Below are 25,706 nucleotides of genomic sequence, written 5' to 3'. Positions count from 1 at the left end.
ATTCAGGCGATCCAGAAGGAACAGGTCACGACGATCGGCATCGGGCAAGGCCCGGCCGCTCGGATAGTTCAGGGACTTGAGGTCTGCCCCCAAGCTCGGATCGCGACTACAAGTCCCAGATCAGGACACCCCCATTGGCCCGGATGGCTCGCCGTCGGGATTAGACCCCGTTTCATCGAGGGCTGCCGACGATCGCCGGGAAAGGAAACCCCCGTCGATTCGATCATGCATCCGCCTTGGCAGCCAGGGGGGATTCGTCGTACTTCGCCAGCAGGTCGGCCGGGCTGAGGAAGATTGCCACGGCCCCGTCGTCGCGGAGGTCGATCTCGGCGAAGCCGCCGCAGAGCAGGCCGATTGTCTTCAAGCCGGCCTTTTTTGCCGCCTGGACGTCCCAAGGAGTGTCGCCGACGACGATGACGCGAGCCGGGTTGATGTCGCCCAGTCGGGCCAGTGCGGCCTGGAAGATGTCCGGATGGGGCTTCGACTTCTCGGCATCGTCCGAGCTTGTCGAATCCTCGATCAGATCCTCGATCTGGGCGACCTTCTTGTATCGCTCCAGTTCGTCTTCCTTGGCCGAGGAGGCCAGGACGATGCGCTTGCCATCGGCCTTGATCCGCTCGAATAGCTCGCGGACCATCGGGAAGGGCCGGATGTGGGGGAGATATTCATCCCTGAAGAAGGTATCGCGTTCCTCGGAGAGCGTCTCGCCGATGTGCTCGACTTCCTCGGGCAGCAGGAAGACGGGCATCAGCTGGTCGCCGCCCTTGCCGATCTGGGCGCGGATATCCTCAAAAGGGATGTCGTGACCGTGGCGGGCGAAGGCCCAGAGCCAGGCCCGCGCATGGTCATCGACGGTGTCGATCAGGGTCCCGTCGACGTCGAAAATGACGGCCTCGATCATGGTTGCCTCATTTCAATTCAGAAGTCGTCGCCGCAGGCTCGCCGAGCATCGACCTCGAACCAGTTGTCCAGGTAGTAGTGTCGTCCCCGGGCCGATGCCCAGGCGCTGGCGAGAAGGTAGGCCGGGAGGAACGCCACGCCCCACCGCTCGACCTGCCGGACATGGGCCTGTTCGTGGTCCCGGCAAGAGTCCAAACAATGGGTGTCCCGACCGAGGATCGCGTGGCCCAGCGTCATGGCCGAGGCCCGGACCCGCCGATGCTCCAGGAGCCAGCGAGCAAACCCGCCGTGAAACTCCAGGGCTCCCCGGCGGACCTGGACCTTGCCCCCAGTCACCAGGGTCAAGGCCCCAGCAGTCAGGCCGACCAGTGTTGTCGGGGCGGCCCAGGCATAGACCAAGGTCCGGCGGGCACGACGTCGCTGCGGTACCATACGTGAAACTCCGTATCGAGATGCAACTTCGAGGCCATATTTCAGGATCCCTGAAGCTGCCTCCGACGACGCGAAGCCATCCCGTGCTTCGCGCCACCCAAAGCCGGCGTCGGTCCGAGCGTTCCGATCGTCGATCAGGTCGAGCTGGACGGCTCCATAAAGGCCGAGATTCAGGCGGAGTCGATCGCAAGTCAACGGCAAACCCTGGATGAACTTGCGGCCGCCGAGGCTTCAGATCAGATAGCCCAGTCCGATGGCGAAGATCAGAACCATGAGGTTCCAGAGCACCAAGATGGCAAATCCTCGGCGGAGTGAAATCTGGTGAACCTCCGCGAGGGTGTTCGTCGTCAGGGCGAAGGAAGCCACGGTCTGGAGGATCGACACGAGGAGAATCCCCAGCTCCAGTTCCTCGCCTTGTGCCGGGTCAAGGAAATCAAATCCGCTCGACTCGAAGTTGCCGGGACCAAAGGTTCCGATCAGCAGGGCCCAACCGACCAGACCCCATAAGATCGGAACGTTTCCCCAGGCAACGGCCGCCACGGCACTTCTTCGAGATCCTCGGCCGCCCAGCCAGTCCCCGATCCGCCAGGCCCCATCACCGAAGATCTGCAAGGAGAGCGGACCGACGATGGCCCCCATCGCGAGACAACCAGGTACGATCCACGTGAAGGAAATGCGATCTCCCAGGCTATAACGACTGGCCAGGTTCAAGCACATGCAAAAGCCCATCACGACGCCGATCGCCATCACCCCTCGATCCGGATCCGACACTACGATTTTCCGGATCGTTTGACGGGGACTGGTCCAGATCGTCAACCAGGGACTACGCTCGATGACCTCGGCTCCTGGCTCGACAGTTCGGGCCTTCCCGACCGGACTGAAAGGTGGGCGGTAGTGATCGAATTCGGAATCGCTCACGACATGACCCTCGATCCGGGCCAGATTATTGATGGGCCGAGGAGACCTCAAGCAACCTATCAGATTCGTGACATTGCGACCATGATTTCGATGTAGGCGTAAGCCGATGGATCGCCGTGGCGTGCAAACCGGATCGACCAGCCGGGTGAGCTGGAGTATGGTTCTGATCGATGCCTGTTCGATGTCCATCAAGGAGGAGGCTTCATGGATTTCGCCCTGACCGAGACCCAGGCCGCCTGGCAAGAGGCCGCGATCCGGTTCGCCCGCGAGGAGTTGCTCGAAGACCTCGACCTGCCCGATCGCGACGAGCGTCGGGAATTCTGGCGGGAAGGCTGGCGGCGATGTGCCCGGTTCGGAATCCAGGGATTGCCGATCCCCGCCGAGTTTGGGGGCAAGGGGCTTGGACTCCCCGAGACCATCGCCGCGATGGAAGGACTGGGCTACGCCTGCCCCGACAACGGCCTGATCTTCTCGATGAACGCCTCGATGTGGACCGTTGCGATCCCGATCCTGCTGCATGGGACCGAGGAACAACGTCGGAGATACTTGCCGGGCCTCTGCGACGGCTCGACCGTCGGGGCCAACGGGGCGAGCGAGCCGGAGGCGGGCTCCGACATCTTCAGCATGAAGGCCCGAGCCAGACGCGAGAATGGGGAATGGGTCCTGGATGGCGGGAAGACCTGGGTGACCAGCGGGCCGGTGGCCGACCTGTTCGTCTGCTATGCCTCGACGGCTCCGGAACGCGGCGTGATGGGGATCTCGGCCTTCATCGTCCCGAAGGACGCGCCGGGGTTCCGGGTGGTTCGCGAGATCCCCAAGCTCGGCGTCCGGACGGTCCCGATGGGGGAACTGGCCTTCGAAGGGTGCCGCCTCCCAGCAGATGCGCTCCTGGGCCGGGAAGGGCGGGGGGCCGAGGTGTTCAACGCCTCGATGGAGTGGGAGCGCGGGTCGATCCTGGCGGCCGGGCTGGGGACGATGCGCCGACAGTTGGAGCGGTGCATCGGGCATGCCCGGAAGCGGAGACAGTTCGGCCAGCCGATCGGCAAATTCCAGGCGGTCGCCCACCGGATCGTGGAGATGAAGCTCCGGCTGGAAACCTGCCGCCCGCTGGTCTACAAGATAGGCTGGCTGAAGGCGAACGGGAAGGATGCCACGATGGACGCCGCGCTGGCCAAGCTCCACGTCTCGGACTGCCTGGTCAAGAACGGCCTGGACGCGGTCCAGATCTTCGGGGCGTCCGGTTATGTGACCGAGACGGGGATCGAGCGAGACCTCCGCGACGGGATCGGCAGCCTGATCTATTCGGGGACGAACGATATCCAGAAGAACATCATTGCCCGGGAGTTGGGGCTCTGATCGTCAGGATCGGCACCCCTCTTAAATCCCGGCCGCTCACCCCTGGAAACGGCCGGTCCGGTCGGTTATCAAGGATCAGCCCCGCCGATAGCTCGAAGGGTCGCCCGAGGATGGACGGACACCCGCCGGACCACCGGCCGGATGTCGCGTTCTCGGCGGATCGTCGAGGCCGGGCGAGCACCGAACCGACCCTGTCGTCAACATCACCCGTCCGAAGAGGGGACCGGCTCCCATGGACCCGATCGATCGAGAATTCTCCGGGGCCCCTGCGGCCAAGGCCCCGGGCCTGAACGAAAAGTTGCTCTTCTGGGCCTGCTTCATGTCGATCGTCGCGACGGCGTTCGGCTTCATCATCCGCTCGCAGATCGTGGGCGACTGGGCCCGCGAGTACGGCCTGGGCGAGACCGAGGTCGGCAAGATCAACGGCGTGGGCCTCTGGCCGTTCGCGATCAGCATCGTCGTCTTCAGCCTGATCATCGACAAGATCGGCTACGGCAAGGCGATGATCTTCGCGTTCGTCTGCCACGTCAGCTCGGCCGTCCTGACGATCCTCACGCCGAGGCTCGTCACGACCAACGAACAGGCTTATAACCTGCTCTACTTCAGCACCTTCATCCTGGCCCTGGGCAACGGCACGGTCGAGGCGGTGGCCAACCCCGTCGTGGCCAACCTGTTCCCGCGCGAGAAGACCAAATACCTGAACATGCTCCACGCGGGATGGCCCGGCGGGCTGGTCCTGGGCGGGATCATCGCCCTGCTGATGGGCGGCGTGGGCTGGCAGTATAAGGTGGGCCTGATCTTCCTGCCTGTCCTCGCCTACGCCGTCCTGATGTTCGGCCGGACGTTCCCGGTCAGCGAGCGGGTCACGGCGGGCGTTTCCTTCAAGGCGATGCTCAAGGAAGTCGGCGTGATCGGGGCGGCGATTATCGTCGCGATGATCGTCCGGCAGATCGGCGACGTGTTCGCCCTGAGCCTCGCGGTCCAGCTCGTCGCCTGGGCGGCCCTGGTGATCGGATATGGGGCCTACATCGGGTTCGCCCCCGGCCAACCGATGTTCATCCTTCTGATGCTGATCATGATCCCGCTGGCCACGACCGAGCTGGGTACCGATAGCTGGATCTCGCCGCTGATGGAGCCGGTGATGATCAAGGACTTCGGCATCTCGGGCGGCTGGGTCCTGGTCTATACGTCGCTCATCATGCTGATCCTCCGATTCTTCGCCGGGCCGATCGTTCACAAGCTTTCCCCGCTGGGACTGCTCTGCGTGAGTTCGGCGATCGCGGCGGCGGGCCTGATCTTCCTGTCCCGCTCGACGGGCGTGACGATCCTCCTGGCGGCGACGCTCTACGGCCTGGGCAAGGCCTTCTTCTGGCCGACGATGCTGGGCGTGGCCGCCGAGCAATTTCCGAAGGGGGGAGCCTTGACGCTCAACACCCTGGGCGGGCTCGGGATGCTGGCCGTCGGCGTTCTGGGGGCCCCGTTCCAGGGTTTCATCCAGGACACCAAGGTCGACCGGGACCTCGCCTCGGCCAACCCGGCCGTCTATGAAAAGGTGATCAACCCGCCCAAGCAGAGCGTCTTCGGCGAGTACCGGGCGGTCGACCCGAACAAGGTCGAGGCCCTGGCGGAAGGCCCGAAGGCCGAAGTCACCGCGATCCAGGATGCCGCCAAGCGGAATGTCCTGGTGACGACGGCGATCTTTCCGGTCATCATGTTGGTCTGTTATCTGGGCCTGATCTTGTATTTCCGGTCCAAGGGCGGATACAAGCCCCAGGTCATCATCTCCGATAAGGAAGAGGAACTGTTGATGACCGGCGGGGCCGTGGGCCCGGCCGAGTTCTGACAGAACCCCTTCCCTGGACACCCGAGGAACACCCGATTCCATGTCGAGCATCCCCAGGCCGGGTTCGGTCGTCGAGCCGAAACCCTGGCAGACCGGACTGGCTCCGGTCTACATCGGCGTGTTCCTCTGGGTGGCATTCTTCGACCAGATCGGCCGGCGGGCCTTGCCCGTCGGCGGGCTGGGCTGGTCGCTCCTGGGAGCGGCCATCGCCGGTCCCGTCGGCTACCTGCTCCTCTTCCGGATCCCAGCTCGTTGGGGCCGGCAGGTCGGCGGGGGGCTCTCGGTCGTCTCGGCCTCGACCTTCGGCTCGAAGGGCTCGGCGCTGGTCCCGGGCCTCCTCGTCGGGATCGGGCAGGTCGTCGTGTTCGCCGTCGCGGTCGGCTACGCGGTCGACCTGACCTTTCACGGGCTGGCCTCCCTCCGATTGATCGACCCCCGGGTCCTCCGCCCGGTCGACTACGGCGGGGCGACGATCAAGCCCCCCCTGGTCCTGGCGACCACCCTCTTCTGGGCGGTGGCAACGACCCTGGTCAGCTTCCGTTTCGTCCGATGGATCGCCTACCTGATGCAGTTCTTCCCGATCTTCCCGGGCGTCCTGCTGGGAGCGTCGATGCTGGCGATGCTCGGCGGGCTCCGCTACTTCATCCCGTCGGGCGTCGATCCGGTGACCTCCCAGGTCGTAACTCCCGAAGTGGGGAGCCCGATGGCCTTCCTTCTCACGTTTCAGTGGGTCTTCGCCTACGGTGCTCTCGCCGGGCTGATGGGGGCCGACTGGGGGGCAGGAAGCCTGACCGATCGAGACGTCAAGATCGGCGGCTGGTTGGGCATGGGATTGGCCCCTGTGGTCATCTCGGCCCTGGCCCTGATCGCGATCGCCGGTCATCGAGGCTCGGTCGAGGAGTCGAGGGTCGCGGACCTATCCTCTTCCTCCCGCTCGACGATCCAGGAGCTGACCGACCCCGCCGGCCTGCCCGCCGCCCCGGTCGATACGTTCCGCTCGGTCCTGTCGGGGGGATTCGACAGGAGGGTTTCGGGCCTGATGATGCTGGTCTTCGGATTGGCCTCGCTGGCCCCGGCGGTCTATGCCTCGTTCGTCTTCGGCGATCGGTTCGCGGCGATCGGCCCGGGCATCCCCAAACTGGTCTGGATGTTGATGGGAACCTTCACCGCCTGGCTCCTGATCGTGGGGGAGTGGCCGGACAGGCCGGAGACGATCTTCAACGTGCTGGGAGCGGTCTTCGCGCCGGCCGCCGGCGCCATGGCGGCCGATTATCGTCGGCAACGCGGGGTCTGGCCCGGACCTCGGGCCGGGATCAACCCGGCCGGGCTGATCGCCTGGTCGATTGGCCTGGCGATCGGGATGGCCCCGATCTTGGCCAACCTCCTCGGCTCCGGCCGCCTCGCCCAGCTCCGGCCCGCCGCCCTGGCGGCCTTCATCGCCGCCTATCTCGCCTACGAGATCCTCGGGGCCTGCCGGATGGAGTCGGCCCCCGACCCGTCGGCGAGGCGGGCCTCGCCGTGAAGGCCGGGCGACCGGTCAGAACGAGGTAGCGGACGTGAGCATTTGCAGATATGCCAAGATGACACCGAGGACGATAAACAGGACCACGCCGCCCAGCCCGACCAGCAAGATCGGCTGGAGCAGATTCCCGAGGTTCTTGACGGTGTATTCGACCTGCTCCTCGTAATCGTCGGCCAGCTTGTGGAGCGACTCGGGGAGCTTGCCGCTCTCCTCCCCGGCATCGATCCGGGCGACGACTTCATATGGGAAGCAGCCGCTCGCCGAGATCGCCTCGCCCAGCTCCGAACCGCCGCTGACCAGGGCCCGGGCCCCGTTGATGGCCCTCCGGAATGAGGAGAGGTTCACCACGTCTGCGGTCAGGCGGAGCGAAGAGCTGACGTCGACGCCCGCGTGCAATAACGAACCCAACGTCCGGGCGAATCGGGTGGTCTCGATCTTCCGTCGGAGTCCGCCCAGGATCGGGACGTAGAGGCTCAAGGCATCTAGCATGACCTTGCCGGCCGGGGTCCGATACCACCAGATCGCCCCGAAGAATCCCGCAACGAGCCCCGCCGGGACGGCCCACCAACCCACCGAGGTCATGAAGTCGCTGATCGCCATCAGGACCCGAGTGGGCCAGGGCAGGACCACCGATCGACCCCGCATGGAGTCGGCGATGAACTCGACCATCTTGGGGATCACGAAGATGGTCAGCAGCAGGACGACGCAGGTGGCGACGAACAGGACGATCGAAGGGTAGATCATCGCCGATCGAGCCTGGCGGATCATCCGCTGTTTGGCCTCATAATGCCGGGCTAGGCTCCGGAGCGTCTCGGGCTCTCCACCCCGAGCCTCGGCTACCTTCATCATGCTGACGCAAAGGCGGTCGAACGCCTGGGGCTCGCGAGCCATCGCCGAGGCGACGGATTCCCCCCCCTTGACCGAGACTTCGATCCGCCCAATGACCGGACCCAGGGCGGTCCTCGCGAATTGCTTCCGGAGGCTCGCCAGCGACCGGAGGATGTCGACTCCCGCATCTTGATAGGTGGCGAACTGACCGCAGAAGCTGGCCAGGTGTCCGGTGCTGACTTTCCCGAAGAACAGACGCTCGAAGTAGTTCGGGCCACCAGATACGATCGGAATCGGCTCGTCCAGGGTCGAACGGGGTTTCTTCGGCTTCGCCGAGGGCTTCGAGGCCGGTTGAAAGGTCTCCTGCCCTTCGGCCAGCGTGGTCGGTAGAGGCTTCTGCCTGGGCCGCCTCGGCGGCAGGGGTCCTTCAGCTTCGGTGCTCATCGAACCCTCCCCCTCTGGCCAGGATCGGCCTATCGAACACCCTCGGATGCGACACGAAATCATTATCAGGGACCCGGCATGTCTTGGCAACGAAGCAGGGATCGACTCCGTCTGACCTCTCCCGGAAAAAACGAACCCAAGCCTGAGAGCCGGATGAGAAGCGACGAAACGATCAAACGACGTGTTTAGCCACACAACAGACCCACCATTTTACCCGTTTTTCCTAAACGTCATCTTTCATACGCTCCCTGAACGTGCCCTGGAAAAAACGAACCCAAGGCGGAGATGACTTCTCCCACAGTCTTCCCCCCTCAGGGTTGGTACTTGCCGGATGGGCACCATCCTACATGTTCGCGATCAGGCGAGGCCATCCTGCATAACATCCGGAAGAATTTCGGAAGGTTCCGATGGGTCGCCGGCGCATTCTGGGGTTCATCCCGGTCGGAGCATGCCCGATCGCGAAGGGCGAGCCTGGCCGGAGGGAGACCTTCCGTATTTCGGGCCAATCTCGGAAGGCCCTGGAGTGCTCCCGATGCTCGACAGGAGAATCGAGCCTCTGCTACATTGCGAAACTCTCGACGATCGCCACCGACCCGGCGCCATCAACCGAGATTTCACCGAGGAGTTCGACTACGGCCATGACCCGAGAACCACGCATGATCACCCAGCTGCTGCGTACTTTTGCCTTCACCTCGCTCGGCCTGCTCGCCCTGGCGACGACCACCCTGGCCGCCGACGACAAGCCGGTCGTCGTCATGGAGACGAGTGCCGGTCCCGTCACGATCGAGCTCGATGCCAAGAACGCGCCGATCACCGTCGCGAACTTCTTGAAGTACGTCGATGAAGGGTATTACGACAACCTGATCTTCCACCGGGTCATCCCCGGATTCATGGTCCAGGGGGGCGGATTCGACGCGAAGATGTCCGAGAAAGGCAAGCAACACGCGCCGATCCGGAATGAGAGCAGCAACGGCCTGCCCAACACGCGAGGGACGCTGGCCATGGCCCGGACCAACGATCCCGACTCGGCCACCTCTCAATTTTTCATCAACCTGATCGACAACGATTTCCTCAACAGCCAGGGGGGGCGCCCGGGCTATGCCGTCTTCGGCAAGGTGACCGACGGGATGAACGTCGTCGACGCGATCGCCAAGGAACGGACCACGACCAAGGGTCCTCACAGCGACGTGCCCGTCAAGCCGGTCTACATGAAGAGCATCAAGCGTAAGTGAGCCCCGGCTTCCAGAGAGATGGCCCTCCTCGGCCGGTCCGGATCGCGAGATTCACCGGGCGGCGAGGGCCATCGTGATCAGATCGGTCAGGTCCCATCGTCGGACCGTCCCATCGAACGCCCCCGAGGCGAGGATCCGACCATCGGGCGACCAGGCCAGGGTCATGACCTGGCTCTCGGGATTCTGGAAATGCCGAATTTCCCGGCCCGTCGCCAACTCCCAGATCCGGATGGACCCATCCCACCGCGCGCTCGCCAGCCATCGGCTATCGGGCGAGTAAGTGATCGCCGTGAAGCAGCCCACGTCCGGTCCGATCGCGATCCGTTCCTCGCCATTGGTGGAATTCCAGACCTGGATCGGACCGAACACCCCGCACGATGCGAACGACCGACCGTCGGGCGCATAGGCCAGATGGATCATCCCGGTCGTCAGGCTGCTCATCTCGAACCTCAGCTCAGCCGTCGCCAAATCCCAGACTCCGACCCGCCCGGAACTCTCGCCAGAGAGGAGGAACTTCCCATCCGGCGAGAATATCAGGGCTCGGAAATGACCCGACGACCTCGCGGGAAGCCGGCGTGTCGAGCCGGTGGCCAGATCCAGGATCTCGGCCCCGCCGGAACGATCGCTCCTGGCTAAGTACCGGCCATCGGCGGACCAGGCCGTGGCCACGACCTTAAATCGGCTTTCCGTCGGCAGGGGAATCTGTCGGCACGATTCCAGATCCCACCGCGAGACCGACCCGTCTCGATCCCCCAACGAGAGAGTCCGGCCATCGGGCGACCAGCAAATCGTCTGTGTCGCATGGAACGCCGACTTCACGCCGGTCTCGATCGATTGCACGCTACCCAGGGCCAGATCCCAGAGCCGGACTCGAGGACTGATCCCCGCGATCGCCAGGGTCGAGCCGTCGGGCGACCAGGCCAGGGCATGAATCGCCCCTTGGCCCGAGCCCGCGATTTCCCGACCCGGGGAGACGTCGGCCGAAGAATAATCCCCTTCGACGCCCAGCACTGCGGCGTAGACCGCGGTCAGCATCCCCCCCAGGAGGAGGATCGAACTCATCGACCCAACCACCGGGCGTACCCTTCCGGATCCCGGTTCCTCGCGTAGAGCCTTCGTCGGCATCACGTCCTCCTCGCCATCTCGGAGTATCGCGTCATCAGGATGGACCCGGAGCTATTCGATGCACGAGGAGTGTCATTTGAGGAATTAGGATTAATATTTTAAGAGTTCTTTCCAGGTCAACTCTCGGACTCATCATTCGAGGCACTGCGGGCAGCCCGATCCTGATGAGTTCGGTCGGAATGAATCCAGGCGACCAGTCTCAAGTGAGGACGGTTGAGTCGGGATCTTCTTGGATCATTCCCGCGAAATTCGAAGCTCGGCGAGGGTCCGAATCGAATAGATTGCCACCGCGATCGTCAACGTTTACGGGCCTGATGCACGAGATGCGGCAACTCCGGGAGGATGATCCGGGACATCGCAAGTTGTACGGCCGCTCGAGATCCTGGCATGACCAGCACGACCAGTTCTCCCATCAGTCCACCGACCGCCCGGCTCATCAGGCAGGCCGTACCGATCTCGGCGTAGCTGAGCATCCGGAAAAGTTCGCCGTAACCGGGCAGGGGCTTGGTGAGCAAGGCCGAGACGGTCTCGAAGGTCTGGTCTCGCGGGCTGATCCCGGTCCCGCCGGTCAAGAGCACGGCGTGGATGTCGGTTCGACCCCGGTATGACTCCAGGAGTGGTCGCATCAAATCAGGCTCATCGGGGATGATCGACCGTTCGACAACCTGATGACGGGCCAGTTCGGCCAGTTCAACGATCAAGGCTCCCGAGCTATCGGTCTCCGTGGTCCGGGTATCGGAAATGGTAAGAACGGCAAGCCGGAACGATTGGGGGCCTTCGACTCGGTGCTGCTCGACGATTTCGTTCATCGATCGGTTCTCGGGGGTGTAGATTTGTGCGACGTCCGCGTGATTGCGGTTCGCCGCTTCTTGATCTTACAATTGGGTTGGAGTCGAGACTGAGCCCCGGTTCGGGGCGAGGGATGGAGGATAAGACGGATGTCCACGACTCGCCACCACTCTCGTCTGCTGATGGTCCTCGGGGCACTCGGAGCGGCCGGGCTGACGTTCCAACCCGGCGAATCGCGAGCGGACCGGATCACCCTCCGAGGTGGCGGGCAGGTCCGAGGCAAACTGGTCGCCGATGAGGTTCGCCCTGACGTCCTCGTCTTCGTCGGAGAAGTCGGCAAGACCCCGATCGTCTTCAAGAAAGAGCAAATCGTCCAGGTCGTCGCGGAGCAGAGTCCGCTCGATGAGTACGTGATCCGCCGGGCGAAACCTCGGACGACCGCCGAACTCGAATATGAGCTGGGAACCTGGTGCGAGGAAAATGAACTGCCCGACCTCGCCCGGTATCACTATGAGTTCGCGCTGAAACGCGACAGCACCTTCGGGCCCTCGCATGAGAAACTCGGCCATGTCCTGCGCGATGGCCGATGGCTCAACGCCGAGGAGTTGAAGGAATCCCAGGGGTTCATCAAGTACAAAGGACGCTGGATCACGCCCGAGGAAAAGCAGAGGAAAGAGGACGAACAGGCCATCGCCGCCGAAGGGGCAGCCTGGATCAAGCAGCTTCGATTCCTCCGGGACGCCTACCTGTCCGGTCCCGAGGAACGGACGCGGGAGGCCGAGCGTCGGTTACTCTCCATCGTCGAACCCGCGGCCATCTCGCCCGTCCTCCGGGTACTCGGTAGCGACTCGGTGCCCGCGATCCGGATCATGGCCTCGCGAATCCTGGGCAAGATCCCCGGGCCGATCGCCTCGACGGGGCTCGTCGGTCGCCTCACCAACGAGCCCGACGAGGAGGTCCGACAGGCCACGATGGACGAGATCGCCCGCCGGACACCGTCGGAGGTCGTCCCCGGCCTGACTCGCGCCCTCCGAGCGAACTCGGCCGAGGTCGTCAACCGGGCGGCCTGGGGACTCGGCAACCTGAACGCCCTCTCGACCGTCCCAAAGTTGGTCCCGGCACTGGTGACGGTCGAAACTCGCGTCATGATGCCGGGGATCGAGAATAATTCTTCAGGCAACTTCAATGTGAGCTTCAACGCGGTCTCACCGGCCCCCGAAGTCGGCAATTACGGAGGGATTTCGATCCCGGTGCTGACTCCTCCGGCCGTTGGCCAAGGCGCGGTCGGCTTCGGGGCGACCTCGGTTCCTTATGGAGCCCTGAACGCGCCGAATCTCAACACCGGGACCGTGGATCGCGGTCCCACTCCCCGGATGGTCTCTATCAAGCATCATAACGCCGAGGTCCTGGCCGCCCTGGTCAAGATGACGGGTGAGGACTTCGGATATGATGTCGCGACCTGGAATCGCTGGGTGGCCTCGTCTTTCCGGATCGATTCGGCTCCCGCGAGACGCGTCCCGCAACCTTGATGATGATCCATCCCTGTCGGGCGACCTCGCTTCAATCGATGCCCCGTCCCGCTTCGCCAGTTCGTCGACCGGTGATTCTCGACCGATGATCCCAACTCGGTCTGATTCTCAGCAATAAGGAAGCATGAGGCGTCATGGAGGATCAAGACGAGCGACTTGCTTTGATCCGGATCGTTCGGCAACGCCTGGAAGCTTTACGAAGGGCCGGAATCGACCGAATTCCCCTCCCATCGATCCCGGTTTTATCGCGCGTCTCGACCGCGGCGGCTTCTCCGCTCGATGCTCGCCCCGCTCCACCGAGACGACCGGCCGAACCTCCGCCCCCGATCCCAGTCGCACGGCCCTCGACCCCGCCCCCGGTCGTGGCCTCACTCTTCGCCGAGCCGACGCTCGATGTCATCGTGCCCGAGGGGGATCGGGCCGGACTCCTCGAGACCCTGGCTCGCGAGGTTGCCGCCTGCGCCCGTTGCCCGCATCTGGCGAGTAGTCGGACCCAGACCGTCTTCGGCGAGGGCTCGCCCACAGCACGGCTGATGTTCATCGGTGAGGCACCCGGAGCCGACGAGGATCAGACCGGCCGCCCCTTCATCGGTCGAGCCGGTGCTCTCCTGACCGACATGATCACCAAGGGGATGGGTCTGACTCGCGAAGAGGTTTATATCGCGAATATCCTCAAGTCGCGACCACCCGAGAATCGAACTCCCTTGCCCGACGAGATCGAACATTGTCTGCCCTATCTGGAGCGGCAGATCGCCATCATTCGACCCGAATTCTTATGCCTCCTCGGCAAGACGGCCGCCTCGGCCCTACTGGAAACCGCCCTGCCGCTGGGAAGGTTGAGGAACAAGTGGCACCGTTACCGTAAGATCCCCACCATCGTCACCTATCATCCCTCGGCCTTGCTCCGAAACCCCGCCTGGAAGCGTGATACCTGGGAAGATCTCCAGGTCTTGATGCAGGCAATGGGCCTCAAGGGATCACCCCGAAAGAAAGAGAAAGAATAAATCGATGACCGCGAGCCAGAAGTGGATCGCTCGCGGATCGGGAGCCTCACTGCGGCCTTCCTGAAGATCTCGCCCGACGGTCACCCGAGGGGCGAGGCCCGATCGAATCGCCTCCGTGCCTGATCCAGGCAATCCGTTCTCGACCTCGCTGATTTCTCAGTTCTGGCCGGCCGGGACAAGCCGCTCGAGGGCGGACTGGATATCCTTCATCTTGACGGGTTTGGGGAGGACGATCAGGCGTTCATTCGTCGACAGTTTCTTGACCAGGTAGTGCTGCCTCGGGCCGAGGAGCACCAGGGCAAGGAAGGCCTGGCCGGTCGCCTCGGCTTTCTTCTGCATTTCCAGGAAGTGATCGATCGCCTGAGGGCCCAGTCCGTCTGCGTCAAAAAGGACGCCATCCGTCGGGCTCTCCCGGTATCGTTCGGCGGCTCGTTCGGCGTCGGAGACGATCAGGATCCGATAGCCCATCTTCGAGAGGGTCTTGCGGAACGCCTTCTGGACCTCTTCCTGGACTTCGACGCAGAGCAACTTCTTCTGCACGAACGCCTTGACCTCGAACTCGGGCGACGCAAAGACGTCATCGGGCTCGGGAGGTTGTTCGAAGACCGGAATCTCGTCGAGTTCTTCGCCTTCCTCGTCCGACGCATCCGTCTCTTCCGCGGAGTCTTCTTCCTCTACCGCCGAATATTCTTCCTCTTCCGACTCGACCACCTTGGCCGCGGACGTGGTCCGGGGCGGCTCGTACCCGGCAGCCTTCATGGCCAATCGTTCGAGGTAGACATCCAGGTCTTCGACCACCTGATCCATCGAGAGATATCGCTGTTTAAGATCGACCTTCATCATCTTCTCGATGATCTCGGTCAACTCGGGGTCGGGGGCATGTCGCTGCTCGCTCAGCGGCTTGATGCTGTTGATCCCCCGCTTGAGCATCTTCTTGAGCGGATCGTCGGTCTCGACCTCGGGCAAGGGAAGCTGACCGGTGAGCATCTGATAGAAGACGCACCCGAGGAAGAAGATGTCGGACCGCTTGTCCCCCTTGGGGCTGCCGCAGGTCCGCTCCAGGGCCGAGTAGTCGACGGTCCTCTGGCCGTGGGCGGCGGCCATCCTGCGATCGTCGTCGATGGTCGCCAGCCCGAAGTCGACGAGCTTGGCCTGTCCGTTCGAGGCGATCAGAATATTGGTCGCCTTCAGGTCGCGGTGGGTCACCCCTTGCTCGAGCGAATACTTCAGCCCATTGGCCAGCCCGAGCATCAGCGGAAGCGCCTCGGTGGGGGTCAGTCGTCCGCGGATCCGCAGGAAGTCGCGAAGGTTCGATCCTTCCACGAATTCCATGATCATATAATAACGTTTATCGGCTTCCCCGTACTCGTAGATCCGAACGATGTTGGGGTGGACCAGTCGGAGCCCGGATTCGGCTTCCTGATTGAACCGGGAGACGGCACCCGCGTCCGAGACGAACCTGTTGCGGAGCACCTTGATGGCGACCGATTGATTACCGGGCATCTTCCGGCCGCGATAGACCCGGGCGAATGTCCCCTCGGCGATATGGAAGAGCACCTTGGCCCCGCCATAATAGAAGCCTGAGAGTTCTCCCTTCTTGAGCTTCTCGACCTGCCAGGCGGTGAGGATGTCCTGGCGAAGCAAGATCCGGGCCACCGCTTCGACGCTGCCATCGGTCGCGTCTTCGCGGGCCTGGGCCGCCTGGTCGCGCGTGATCAGGCCGATCAGGGTGGCCTGGTCGAGGAAAGATTGCAGGTCGATTTCGATCATTTGAGAGATATCCTCAGCCGGTATCCGTGCGCAGGTTCACTAGACCTCCGGCGATTATTCGCGCAAGCCAGATCCTATACCGAGTGTACCAGCCGTCGTGACGCTCGCAACATCCGCGAGCGAGAGATGTGGGAGGAGTTTGGGGATAATGCGGTCGAGGAGTGTCAACGGATGGGTCGGTCACCGGGATTAAAGTGACCAAATGAACAAGGGCCGACAATTAGGTCGGCCCCGCGACGATCGTATCGTCAGGATATCGGTGTGTTGGGCATACACGCTGCAGGAGTCGTCGCGAGACCCTAGGTCGGGATCAATAACGACCGCCACCGCCGCCGTAGCCACCGCCGCTGCTCCGGCCGCCGCCGCCGCTGCTCCGGCCGCCACCGCCGCCGCCGTAGCCGCCACCACCACCGCCGCCGTAGCCACCGCCGCTGCTCCGGCCGCCGCCGCCGCCGCCGTAGCCGCCGCCGCCGCCACCACCATAGCCGCCACCGCCGCCGCCCCGGTTATCACGCGGCTCACGAGGACGAGCCTCGTTGACGGTGAGGTTGCGACCGCGGAAATCCTGGCCGTTCAGGGCGTTGGCCGCCTCGTCGGCGCCATCGGCCATTTCAACGAATCCGAAGCCTTTGGATCGGTTCGTATCGCGGTCGATGATAATCTGCGCCGAAAGGACCTCGCCAAACTCGCTGAACAATTCCACCAGGTTGTCTTCCGTCGTGTCATACGTCAGATTGCCGACATAGAGCTTCTTGGCCACTGTCTCTGTCCTCTGCGAAATGAGCGTTCTGGCGAGGCTAGCGTCCTGAACGACTAAGGGGAACCCGCCGAGAGCGGCTGTCTGTAAGACTAACCAATCCGATGGATTTGCATAGTAAGAAAATCGAAATTTCTCTGGAATTTTTCCGGGATCATTTCACTCGCTGGAAACCCTCACTCAAGCCGCCGATTATCGATCAAATCGGACCTCCCGACCTGCTCGATCCGAGGGTTTCCGGCCCAGGCTCCGGCCGCGATCAGGGCGATTGCAGGTAAGATCGGGGCTCGCATCCGGAGGTCGGTCCAGTAGGCCAGGTGGACGATTGTAAGCGCGATCACCATTGAGGGCGCCGCGATCCCCGGCCAGTTCCAGATTGGCGGTCGGATGAGTCCCAGGACCATCGCGATCCAGAGCGGGACGGTCCACAGCGCCGTCGCCAGGCGGATCCCTCCGGGATAGACCGCCCCAGAGGGTGCCACGCCCCAGAATCGACCAAGACGAGCGACCGAGGCCCGGAAGAATGTCAGGGGCCGCTCGCGGAGCATCGCTAGTCCCGAGTCACGGAGTTTCCGATCGGACTCCGGCTCGGACATCCCGGCCACCGACCGGGTCATGTCCCGGAACCATCGGGCCTGATTGGGCCCCGACCAGACCGATCCGGCGGGGCCATCAAGGACCTCGGCGTAATAGACGGGATTGTTACCCAGTGCCAGAGTGTATCCCCCGTGAGTGGTGGTCCAGATGGGTTCGCCGAAGACCCGAGCGTTCCGCCAGGCCCAGGGGGCGAGCGTCACCAGGATCGAGACGCCAATCAAAAGTCCCCGACGGAACCGGACACGAGCCCGGCCCGGACGGGCAAGTATCGAGGTCATCACGACGAGGGCGGCCGGGGCCAGCAGGCTCGGTCGACAGAGCCCAGCCAGCCCCAGGACAAACCCTCCTAGCATCGGCCCCCTGGGACCTGACACTGTCAGGGCCGCCAGGCTCGCCGCGATGAGGAAACCGGCCGGGGTCTCGGTCATCACCGATCTCGATTGGAAGACCAGCACGGGATCGAGGGCCACGATCGCCGAGGCGGCCAGGGATCGGCCTCCCGATAGACCGAGGCCGCGAGCCGCCCGATAGGTCATGAGGACCGTGCCCACCCCCAGCGCCAGGTGCAATGCCCCCACACCCCAGGGCCAACCCGCCGGGGTGATGCTGCGGACGATCGGCGCTAGCAAGATCGGGTAGAGCGGCGGACGATACGCCGTCGGTCGACCATGGAAGCAGAAGCCTTCCCCATCAGCCAGCGATCGCGCGAGAATCAGGTACCGGTCGGGGTCTTCGAGCCGGCCGAGTCCGGTCGCCATCACCGTAATCCGGACCGCGATCGCAGCCGCGACGATCGCGGTCAAGGCCCGGCGAAAACCTCGGGCCGATTGTTCGGGATGGGTAGATGGGGGAGCGATGAGATCGCCTCGATCAGCGGCCCGGGCATTGCATCCTTTAACGGCATGGGCCTCCTATGATACCGTCGATCCTCCTCCCCGGCGAGGTCGTCGGGGCGAGTCCATCCCTCCTGGATCAAGGTGAGTGTCTCATGGCGGACCGACCGATCATCCTCTCTCTGACCACGATGAACGAGTCGGGAATGGATCTCCTCCGACAAGCCGGCGAACTTCGGATGGCCTCATCGCTCGAACCTTCGGTCCTGCATCGAGAGATCGTCGATGCCGATGCGTTGGTGATCCGGACGGCTGGGACGATCGACGCGGCCCTGATGGACTGCGGGAAGAATCTCCGGGTCATCGGACGTCACGGCGTGGGCTACGACCAGGTCGACATACCGGCGGCGACGGAACGCGGAATCCTAGTGGTCTACACCCCGGGGGCGAACACTCAGGGCGTGGCCGAGCATGTCTTCGCGATGATGATCGGAGTCTCCAAGCGCTTTCCCGGCCAGATGCGAGCCCTGGCGGAGGGACGTTACAACGATCGGACCAAGCTGGTCGGCCGCGACATCGCGGGCAAGACGCTGGGAATCGTCGGCCTCGGTCGGATCGGGCGCCGTGTGGCGTCGATCGCCTACCACGGTTTCGGGATGAACGTCCTCTATAACGACGTGATCGAAATCCCCTTCGAGGTCGAGGATCAGGCCAAAGCCGTCCGGGTCGGGCTGGGTGAGTTGCTCGGGGCTTCCGACTACGTCACCCTCCACGTTCCTCTGGACGCCTCGACCCGGCGAATGATCAATCGGGAGTCACTGGCGAAGATCAAACCGGGCGCGGTACTGATCAATACCTGCCGGGGTCCGGTGGTCGAGGAAGCAGCGGTCCTGGAGGGTCTGGAAAGTGGCCGGCTCTTCGGTTACGGGGCCGACGTCTATACGGTCGAGCCTCCCCCATCGGATCATCCGCTGATCGGACGGATCGACCTGAACATGATGCTCACCCCGCACAGCGCGGCCCAGTCGGTCGAGAGCCTCCGAAATATGGCCATGGAGGTCGCGACCGATGTGGTGGGAGTCCTCGAAGGGCGTCCGCCGATCAATCCGGTGAACAACCCTGCCGAGGTGGCCGAGATTCGCCGGCGACTTGGCAAGCCGCCCCTGGCGAGCTGAGAATCGTCCTTTCGATAGTTCGCCGATCGCAGGCATGATTCGATCTCCGTCCCAGGGGCGAGGAATCACCCCGAGAGGACGACTCGGGGCCCGGCCTCATCGCGCCAGGCCCCATGTCGATGGCGCTCAATTAATACGAATCGGCACTAATGACCTCGCCACCCGCGCGAGATCCGAGTGATCTCCAGGTGACGATGTTCACCGTGTCCTTGATGAACTTGACCGAGCCATCGGCCAGCGTGATGTTGACCCCTCCCGGGTGCTGGCTTCGAGCCGATACGACTCCGTGCTCGCCGGGAGTGTCCATCAGGCTCGAGCCGACCCCACAATCGCGACCTTTCCAGTTCGGCGTCGCGACGTGGTTATAGAGTGTCGAGATATACCAGGCGTAGCCCCAGCCGTCGGAAAACTGGAGGGCGAAGCCGGGGCTCGCCACATACCGTCCCTGCTGATACATGAACCGATCATTGGTGAAGGTGCCGTTACAAAGGCTGAGGAGGCTGTCGGCATCGACCAGCGGATTGAAGGTGATCGTATAGGTCGGGGCGATGATGCTATCTCCAGGCCCGGGTGCGGCGAACGATCCCGAGCCCTTCGTCCGCTCGGCGAACATGGCGGTGTTGCTCGTACCGTCGGTCACCTGGGCGATCGAAATTCCAGGACCATAGGTGAACATGCCGTTGTCGGTGCCCGACCTCTTGGCATTGTCGCGCCGGAGCCCACCGCCTGCATAAGGGGTGCTCCCGCCGAAATTGGCCCGATAGTTATTTTCGCCCCCGGGGCCGTTCCCCCCATTGGGATCGGACGGGCATAGGAAAGAATTCGAGGTCAGTGTATAGGAGGTGTAATTCGGCGAGACGATCTGGCCGCTAGCATCCTGGAGTTGGCCCAGATTCACGCCGGCGAAATTCATCGCGTTATAGGCGGCCGTCTGCTCAATGTAATTCAAGGCATGGCAATGTACCGAGTAATACCCCGACCAGTTACCCGGAGCATTGGGCAGACTGCCTGATCCATAGCTGGTCAGGTCGAGCTTCGGGGATCCGCCGATGATCACATCGGGATACATCCGACCTGGCGGGAAGCAATTGTGGGTGCTGTGGTAATTGTGCAGGCCCAGGCCAAGTTGCTTCATGTTGTTGGTGCACGAGATCCGTCGAGCAGCCTCGCGAGCCGCCTGGACCGCCGGCAGCAAGAGCGCGATCAGGACCGCGATGATCGCGATGACGACCAGCAGTTCGATCAGGGTAAACCCTCGTCGATACTTCGAGGCAAGCTGTTTCTTCATCAGAGGCCCCTTTCCTGGAATCGTGTCGGCGCGTGACCGAGAGAGCCTCGCGAGCTATCGAACCCGCGGATACCCCGAATCAGCCAGGCTATATAGAAAATAAATGAGACGGATTATGGTATTCATGCCGGCAGAAAAGGCTCGTGAATATTTGATGAAATCGAGATCCCACGCGAGTGTCCAACATCGATCTTGTCATCCCGCGTCACTCCGGCAAGAATCGATCTCGCCCAGAGCCCCGGGGATGATCCGTGCCAGACTTCGAGAATCGGTTTCGCGACGACCCGAGAGTCCGGATCGTCCGACCCGGAGAGCCCGATCCTTCGGGCGGCTGCGTGGTCTATTGGATGCAGCGAGCGCAAAGGAGTCTGGACAACCCTGCATTAAATCACGCCATCGAGTTGGGCAACCTTCTCAAACGGCCGGTTTTGGCCGTCTTCGGCCTGACGGCCGATTATCCGGAGGCAGAACGCCGACATTACCGATTCCTGGTCGACGGACTGCCCGACACTCGCGACGGTCTCCTCGATCGCGAAGTGCCTCTGGTGGTCCGGATCGGCTCGCCCGCCGAAGTGGCCCTGACGGTGGCACACGAGGCCGGTGCCTCGATCGTCGTGATCGATGAGAATCCGCTCCGGATCGGGCAAGTCTGGCGAGAGAAGGTTGCCAGGGAACTGTCCGTGCCTTGCCACGCGGTCGACGCGGACGTGGTGGTCCCCTCCTCCCTATTCCCCAAGGAGGAATACGCCGCCAGGACGATCCGGCCCAAGATCCACAAGGTCTGGGATCGGTTCCTGGTTCCCATGGAGAATCCCAAGGCACAGGTCGTCTGGAAGTCGGAGGACTTACCCAGGGGCGAGCCCATCGAACCCGTTTCACTGCTGGAAAAACTCAGGGTCGGGGGAGTCTCCCAGGTTCTCGACTATCGAGGAGGGACGGCCGAGGCCCTTCGAAGGCTCGATTGCTTCGTCAGGCAACGACTTCCGAAGTACGCAACCGAGAGGAACGAGCCGGTCCCCTACATGACGAGCGAACTCTCGGCCCACCTCCACTTCGGCCAGATCAGCCCGCTCACGATCGCCCTGGCCGCGAGTAAAGCCGAGGTCTCCCAGGAGAACAAGGACTCCTACCTCGAAGAATTGATCGTCCGCCGAGAGCTGGCGATCAACTACGTGGCGCGTAATCCGAATTACGACCGACTCGAAGGGTGCGCATCATGGGCTTTGAAGACCCTGGCCAAGCACTCGGAGGACGTCCGGCCTGTTCTCTACTCGGCGAGCCAGTTGGAGTCGGCCGAGACCGGCGACCCTCTCTGGAATGCCTCGCAGAAGGAGATGATGATTACCGGACGTATGCACAATTATTTGCGAATGTACTGGGGCAAGAAGATCCTGGAGTGGACGCCCGACCCCGAGACCGCATTTCACCTCGCCTTGTCGTTGAACGACAGATATGAGATGGACGGCCGCGACCCCAACGGCTACACGGGGGTTGCCTGGGCCATCGGAGGCAAGCACGACCGCCCCTGGATCGAACGGCAGATCTTCGGGATGATCCGGTTCATGAGCTACGAGAGCACCCGGAAGAAATTCGATTCCAAGGCATATATCGCGCGGGTCGATGAGCTTGAGAAGGGGAAAAGTCGACCCTAAGGGAGCGTGGCATAGACGACGATATTGGCCGCGATCCTCATGGCGCTCTCGTACGTATACCCCTTGCAATCGAGCCCCTGATGGCGTTCGAGGGCGCAACCGAGGTCGTACTTGGAATAGATCACGGCCCATCGTCCGTTGATCTTCACCCCTTCGAGTTGGGGGAAGGCCTTGCCGCCGCCGGCTGCCTTGCTGTACTGGACGTCAGAAAGGTCATAATGGACCTTCGCGGTGTAGAAATCATCATCCCGAGGGATCGGGACCATCGGGTTATTCGGCAAGAGCTCGGCGACGAAGCGACGGAAAGCGGCGTCGAAGGCCGGGCTCCCACAAGCGGCGTCGGCGAACAAGGTCCCGCCGCCCGGGTCGAGATGCTTCCGGAGGGCGGCCTTGTCGGCCTCGTCGAACGAGATCGCCGCTCGTCCGTGGATATAGATGAGCGGGTAATGGACGAGGTTGGGATCGCGCGGGAAGAGTTCCTTGTGGTTGATGACCACGTCGAACTTGAGCTTGTCGCGCAGGGTGGTCGTGAGATTGGGGATCGCCAACGGGGCGATGTTCCAGTCGCCGGCGTGGCGGAGCTTGGCGATTTGGAGGGCGCCCCGACGAGGGACCTCGGACTTGAAGTCGCGAAATTCGGGCGCGGCGAGTTTGTCGGCGGGCAGTTCGCGGCCGGTCGCATAATCGACGACGTTCTGCCCGATCCGGGTCGATTTCGTCACTCTCGGCAACTCGGGGTGGTTCTCCAGCTGATTCCAGTCGCATGAGAGGTCGTTTGGCGAGTAGATCACCACGGTCCGACAGCCGTGCTCAATCCCCCAGAGCGGGTTAGTGCTCGCCAGGTCGGCGAGGTTATATTTCGATCGCCAGACGGCATGGTCAGGAGAGAGGGGGTGGAGGTCATACTCGGGGTCGGGGAAGACCTGCTTCATGAGCGACTTGAAGCCCCGGTCGAACTCGACCTTGCCGCAGCAGGCCTCGGCGAAGATGAAACCACCCTGCTCGACGAAGTCGCGGAGATTCTGGATCCCCCGAGCGTCGAGGACCGGAGCTTCGTGCCCGTTGATGAATGCGATGGGAGCCTGGAGCAAATCATCGACACTGGCCTGGTTGGGGTCGACGACTTGCCAGGTCAGCAGATGGTTCCATTCGCGGGAGACGGCCCCCACGAGATTACGCACGTCGTCGACGTCGTTATTCCAGTCGGTGCCCGGTCCGTGACGGAGCTTATTGATCACCACCGGGGACCGACCCTTGGCCAGGAAAAGCAGGGCGAAGCTCGTCGAGATGATCGGTGACCGTTCATACTGGGTCCCTCGCCAGTAGCCGTCGAGCTTGTCCTGATCGTGGACCAGTTCTTCGGCCCCTTCTCGATACCAGTCGTGCGACCCGAAGAAGCGGACCCCGCTGAGCCGACCGGTTCGCTCAAGCCCGTAAAGATAATAATATTTCCACTGTTGCCCGGCCCCGAAATTCTGGCCGACCATGAAGTTGGTCGCCATCCAGTTGATCGCCTTGGCCAGGTAGGGGTCGGCTCCCCCCACCCCGCAGGCCTCGACTTCGGTATCTCCGACGAGCTTCTCTTCCCCCCGGAATCGCTTCAGTCCGGAGATGATCAGGCTGGAGATTCCCGCACAGGTCATGCTCGCGGTCGATCCGTTGCTGGCATCGGGCGTATAGGCCCAGCTACCGTCCGGCTGCTGGTAACGCTGCCAGTAGTCGCGGGCGAGTTTCCAGACCTCGGGATTCACCTTCACGCCGACCTCGGTCGCGGCGTTCAGGCCCAGCAGGGCATACTGGCTGTTGGAGTTGTCCCCGTGCCGGGTCTTCGAAGCCTTGTAGCTCCAGGAGCCGGGCCAATTCGAACGATCGCCGGGCTTGAGCTGGGCCTCCTGGAGCCAGTCGACGTTGGCCTGGATCCGGACGATGTCTTCTTTGGGACGAGCCGCCGCGAAGACCATCGTCTGGAGCGAGACGGAATAGACGCTATCTAGCTGTCCCGGGTCGAACCTTCGAAGGTGATCCAGCGCCTTTCGGATCGCCGGAGAGTCGGGCGATTCGCCCGCGGTGAGGAGCGCGAGAGTGACCAGGCTGGTGGTGCCGGTCCGGGCGTCGTCGTCGATCTCGGGCCAGGAACCGTCATCTCTCTGCTGTTTGAGGAGATAACGGACTCCGCCGCGAATCGCCCGCTCGACCTCCTCCGTGGTGACCGCGCCCGAGACCCGTCCTTCCATACCTGACGTGATGGAGGTCACGACGAGGACCGGGATCACGAGCAATCGCATCGATCGGGTCATGCGGACGGCCTCCCACGCAAGGGGCGAGATCTCTCCCTGATCCCCTTCATTGTGGCACGTCCGCGGGCCAATCGTCCACCCGCATTGGGTTCCTCGCCACAGGTCCGCCCCACCAGGATGGCTTGGGGCCGGTCCCGACCCTGGGCGGAACCCGGTTCATCGGTAGGAGGTCATGGCCGAGCCGAGGCCAACAAGCTCTCATCGATCGGGACCCGTGCGACGCGAGACAGTTCGGGCCCGCGACCCACCAGTACGCTGATCCAGCGCCCGTCGAGAGAGAATGATGGATGGAACGACTGGCAGGACGAGGCGAGAATTCGAGCATCCGCCGGCAGAGCCCCGGGGGTATGCCCATCCTCATCAAATCGAATGGGGATCACCCGCAACTCCCATCCTTCTTTCTTGATCACGTCTTTCCTCAGATAGGCAAGAACGAGCCGACCATCGGGGAGTGTGCTTATCGAACCGCCTCGCTCCTCATACTCGCCGGCATCGCCGACCTCCTCCTCGTGAAGAGTCAGCGGGCCAGCCTCTACGATCTCGGTCCCGGTCCGATCCAGCCTGATCCACCAAAGGCGATTCCGGGTGTAGTTGAGCTTCCCATCCGCGCCTTCGATCTGAACCCGCATCGAAACCACAAGGCGACCTTCGAGGCGGGAGTCTCGTGGCCAGGAGAGATCGCTCATGAAAACATCGGCCTGCCCTGGCTTCTCGCACAGCCAGCTCAACGGAGTCGGACGCGAGTCGCCGAGACCAAGCGCATGCCCCTGGCCCCCTCGGAGGCCGGGCTCCGACTCGAACGCATATCGATAGAGCCTGCCATCCCCGGCCTCGAACAGGATGCGGGCGTGGGTACCCGGATACCAGCAAGGGGGTCCCACCGGCACGACATCGGTCGAAACCTGATCCAGCAACTTCCCACCGGGGAAGCTATATCGGGCCAGTCCGAAATCGCAGCTCATCGAGCCCGCGCCCTGGGCCGTCCGGCTCGTCCATCGACCCACGATTTGTCGACCGCCATTCTCGTCGGTCCACGGGGAGCAACTGGCTCCCTCGAACAGATCGTCACCCTCCAATAAAACGACCGAGATCGCGCCGGATTCCGTGTCGAGCCAACGCGTCTTGCGATCCTTGAACCCAAGAAAATACTCGTTGATGTTCATTAGATTCGGTACGGACATCTCTCGCTGCGTCGCCTTCGGCGATTCGAGCCTCGACACGCCTACGGCGAGAATCGTGGTCGCGATGGCCAGCATCCCGATCAGTCGAACGAGCGAAGTGAACGAAAGACTCATGAGGTACCCCGGGGTTGGATCGGGCCGCACTCGACAGCATCCATGTCTATTGTGAATTTCACATCGAAATGAACACGTAAACCGACCTTCCGTTCCGTTGACCGGCGGTCTCATGCGACC

Annotated in this window: 20 protein-coding genes; 8 read left to right on the top strand and 12 right to left on the bottom strand. The window is 63.0% G+C overall.

Annotated elements, in window-relative coordinates:
* Positions 1 to 223: 223 nt before the first annotated feature.
* The 3 genes from P12x_RS17775 to P12x_RS17765 all read right to left on the bottom strand — a co-directional run bounded on the left by P12x_RS17775 (position 224) and on the right by P12x_RS17765 (position 2,439).
* Positions 224 to 901, bottom strand: a complete 678-nt coding sequence (locus tag P12x_RS17775) for an HAD family hydrolase (protein ID WP_435005770.1) — start codon at positions 899 to 901, stop codon at positions 224 to 226.
* Positions 902 to 918: 17 nt separating this feature from the next.
* Positions 919 to 1,332, bottom strand: a complete 414-nt coding sequence (locus P12x_RS17770) for a hypothetical protein (protein ID WP_435005769.1) — start codon at positions 1,330 to 1,332, stop codon at positions 919 to 921.
* A gap of 231 nt (positions 1,333 to 1,563) precedes the next feature.
* Positions 1,564 to 2,439 (bottom strand): Yip1 family protein, encoded by an 876-nt coding sequence (locus P12x_RS17765; protein ID WP_435005768.1) that lies wholly within the window; start codon positions 2,437 to 2,439, stop codon positions 1,564 to 1,566.
* A 15-nt stretch (positions 2,440 to 2,454) separates the two neighbouring features.
* On the opposite strand from P12x_RS17765, the gene P12x_RS17760 reads away from it, so the two are divergent.
* From P12x_RS17760 to P12x_RS17750, 3 genes are all read left to right on the top strand, one after another.
* A complete protein-coding gene (locus P12x_RS17760) occupies positions 2,455 to 3,606 on the top strand; it encodes an acyl-CoA dehydrogenase family protein (protein ID WP_435005766.1) in 1,152 nt (383 codons plus the stop codon).
* 232 nt (positions 3,607 to 3,838) lie between these two features.
* Entirely contained in the window at positions 3,839 to 5,449 is a 1,611-nt protein-coding gene (locus P12x_RS17755) for an MFS transporter (protein WP_435005765.1), read from the top strand.
* A 40-nt stretch (positions 5,450 to 5,489) separates the two neighbouring features.
* Positions 5,490 to 6,971 carry a purine-cytosine permease-like transporter gene (locus tag P12x_RS17750; protein WP_435005763.1) on the top strand — a complete coding sequence of 494 codons (1,482 nt, stop codon included), beginning with the start codon at positions 5,490 to 5,492 and terminating at the stop codon, positions 6,969 to 6,971.
* Between the two features lie 15 nt (positions 6,972 to 6,986).
* Here the strand turns inward: P12x_RS17750 and P12x_RS17745 are convergent, their stop codons facing one another.
* On the bottom strand, positions 6,987 to 8,243 hold the full coding sequence (locus P12x_RS17745; protein ID WP_435005762.1) for a type II secretion system F family protein: 1,257 nt from the start codon (positions 8,241 to 8,243) through the stop codon (positions 6,987 to 6,989).
* A gap of 668 nt (positions 8,244 to 8,911) precedes the next feature.
* Here P12x_RS17745 and P12x_RS17740 point away from each other — a divergent pair.
* Complete coding sequence (locus tag P12x_RS17740; protein WP_435011684.1) at positions 8,912 to 9,475, top strand: peptidylprolyl isomerase; 564 nt, start codon at positions 8,912 to 8,914, stop codon at positions 9,473 to 9,475.
* Between the two features lie 51 nt (positions 9,476 to 9,526).
* Here the strand turns inward: P12x_RS17740 and P12x_RS17735 are convergent, their stop codons facing one another.
* Positions 9,527 to 10,537 carry a WD40 repeat domain-containing protein gene (locus tag P12x_RS17735; RefSeq protein WP_435005760.1) on the bottom strand — a complete coding sequence of 337 codons (1,011 nt, stop codon included), beginning with the start codon at positions 10,535 to 10,537 and terminating at the stop codon, positions 9,527 to 9,529.
* A 359-nt stretch (positions 10,538 to 10,896) separates the two neighbouring features.
* Complete coding sequence (locus P12x_RS17730; RefSeq protein WP_435005758.1) at positions 10,897 to 11,409, bottom strand: MogA/MoaB family molybdenum cofactor biosynthesis protein; 513 nt, start codon at positions 11,407 to 11,409, stop codon at positions 10,897 to 10,899.
* 129 nt (positions 11,410 to 11,538) lie between these two features.
* Between P12x_RS17730 and P12x_RS17725 the strand changes: the two genes are divergently transcribed.
* Positions 11,539 to 12,918 (top strand): HEAT repeat domain-containing protein, encoded by a 1,380-nt coding sequence (locus P12x_RS17725; protein ID WP_435005756.1) that lies wholly within the window; start codon positions 11,539 to 11,541, stop codon positions 12,916 to 12,918.
* Positions 12,919 to 13,280: 362 nt separating this feature from the next.
* Positions 13,281 to 13,922 (top strand): uracil-DNA glycosylase, encoded by a 642-nt coding sequence (locus tag P12x_RS17720; RefSeq protein WP_435005755.1) that lies wholly within the window; start codon positions 13,281 to 13,283, stop codon positions 13,920 to 13,922.
* A gap of 156 nt (positions 13,923 to 14,078) precedes the next feature.
* Here P12x_RS17720 and P12x_RS17715 read toward each other — a convergent pair whose 3' ends face one another.
* The 3 genes from P12x_RS17715 to P12x_RS17705 form a co-directional block, all read right to left on the bottom strand.
* Positions 14,079 to 15,692 (bottom strand): protein kinase domain-containing protein, encoded by a 1,614-nt coding sequence (locus tag P12x_RS17715; RefSeq protein WP_435005753.1) that lies wholly within the window; start codon positions 15,690 to 15,692, stop codon positions 14,079 to 14,081.
* A 310-nt stretch (positions 15,693 to 16,002) separates the two neighbouring features.
* Complete coding sequence (locus P12x_RS17710) at positions 16,003 to 16,452, bottom strand: RNA recognition motif domain-containing protein (protein WP_435005751.1); 450 nt, start codon at positions 16,450 to 16,452, stop codon at positions 16,003 to 16,005.
* Positions 16,453 to 16,625: 173 nt separating this feature from the next.
* The gene (locus tag P12x_RS17705; RefSeq protein ID WP_435005750.1) at positions 16,626 to 17,849 is read right to left on the bottom strand and encodes an ArnT family glycosyltransferase; all 1,224 of its coding nucleotides are present in this window, start codon (positions 17,847 to 17,849) and stop codon (positions 16,626 to 16,628) included.
* Positions 17,850 to 18,034: 185 nt separating this feature from the next.
* On the opposite strand from P12x_RS17705, the gene P12x_RS17700 reads away from it, so the two are divergent.
* Complete coding sequence (locus tag P12x_RS17700; RefSeq protein WP_435005749.1) at positions 18,035 to 19,054, top strand: hydroxyacid dehydrogenase; 1,020 nt, start codon at positions 18,035 to 18,037, stop codon at positions 19,052 to 19,054.
* 130 nt (positions 19,055 to 19,184) lie between these two features.
* Here the strand turns inward: P12x_RS17700 and P12x_RS17695 are convergent, their stop codons facing one another.
* On the bottom strand, positions 19,185 to 20,342 hold the full coding sequence (locus P12x_RS17695; protein WP_435005747.1) for a DUF1559 domain-containing protein: 1,158 nt from the start codon (positions 20,340 to 20,342) through the stop codon (positions 19,185 to 19,187).
* A 251-nt stretch (positions 20,343 to 20,593) separates the two neighbouring features.
* Between P12x_RS17695 and P12x_RS17690 the strand changes: the two genes are divergently transcribed.
* Entirely contained in the window at positions 20,594 to 21,994 is a 1,401-nt protein-coding gene (locus P12x_RS17690; RefSeq protein WP_435005745.1) for a deoxyribodipyrimidine photo-lyase, read from the top strand.
* Here P12x_RS17690 and P12x_RS17685 read toward each other — a convergent pair.
* Both P12x_RS17685 and P12x_RS17680 read right to left on the bottom strand, forming a co-directional pair.
* Positions 21,991 to 24,291, bottom strand: a complete 2,301-nt coding sequence (locus P12x_RS17685) for a DUF4159 domain-containing protein (protein ID WP_435005744.1) — start codon at positions 24,289 to 24,291, stop codon at positions 21,991 to 21,993. The genes P12x_RS17690 and P12x_RS17685 overlap by 4 nt on opposite strands.
* Positions 24,292 to 24,461: 170 nt before the next feature.
* Positions 24,462 to 25,586 carry a hypothetical protein gene (locus tag P12x_RS17680; protein ID WP_435005743.1) on the bottom strand — a complete coding sequence of 375 codons (1,125 nt, stop codon included), beginning with the start codon at positions 25,584 to 25,586 and terminating at the stop codon, positions 24,462 to 24,464.
* Positions 25,587 to 25,706: the final 120 nt, after the last annotated feature.

It is taken from the genome of Tundrisphaera lichenicola (genome assembly GCF_051175385.1).
In the GTDB taxonomy this organism is placed as follows: Bacteria; Planctomycetota; Planctomycetia; order Isosphaerales; family Isosphaeraceae; genus Tundrisphaera; species Tundrisphaera lichenicola.
The sequence above is the reverse complement of the archived record's forward strand: the minus strand, read 5'-3'. Positions and strand labels throughout refer to the sequence as shown.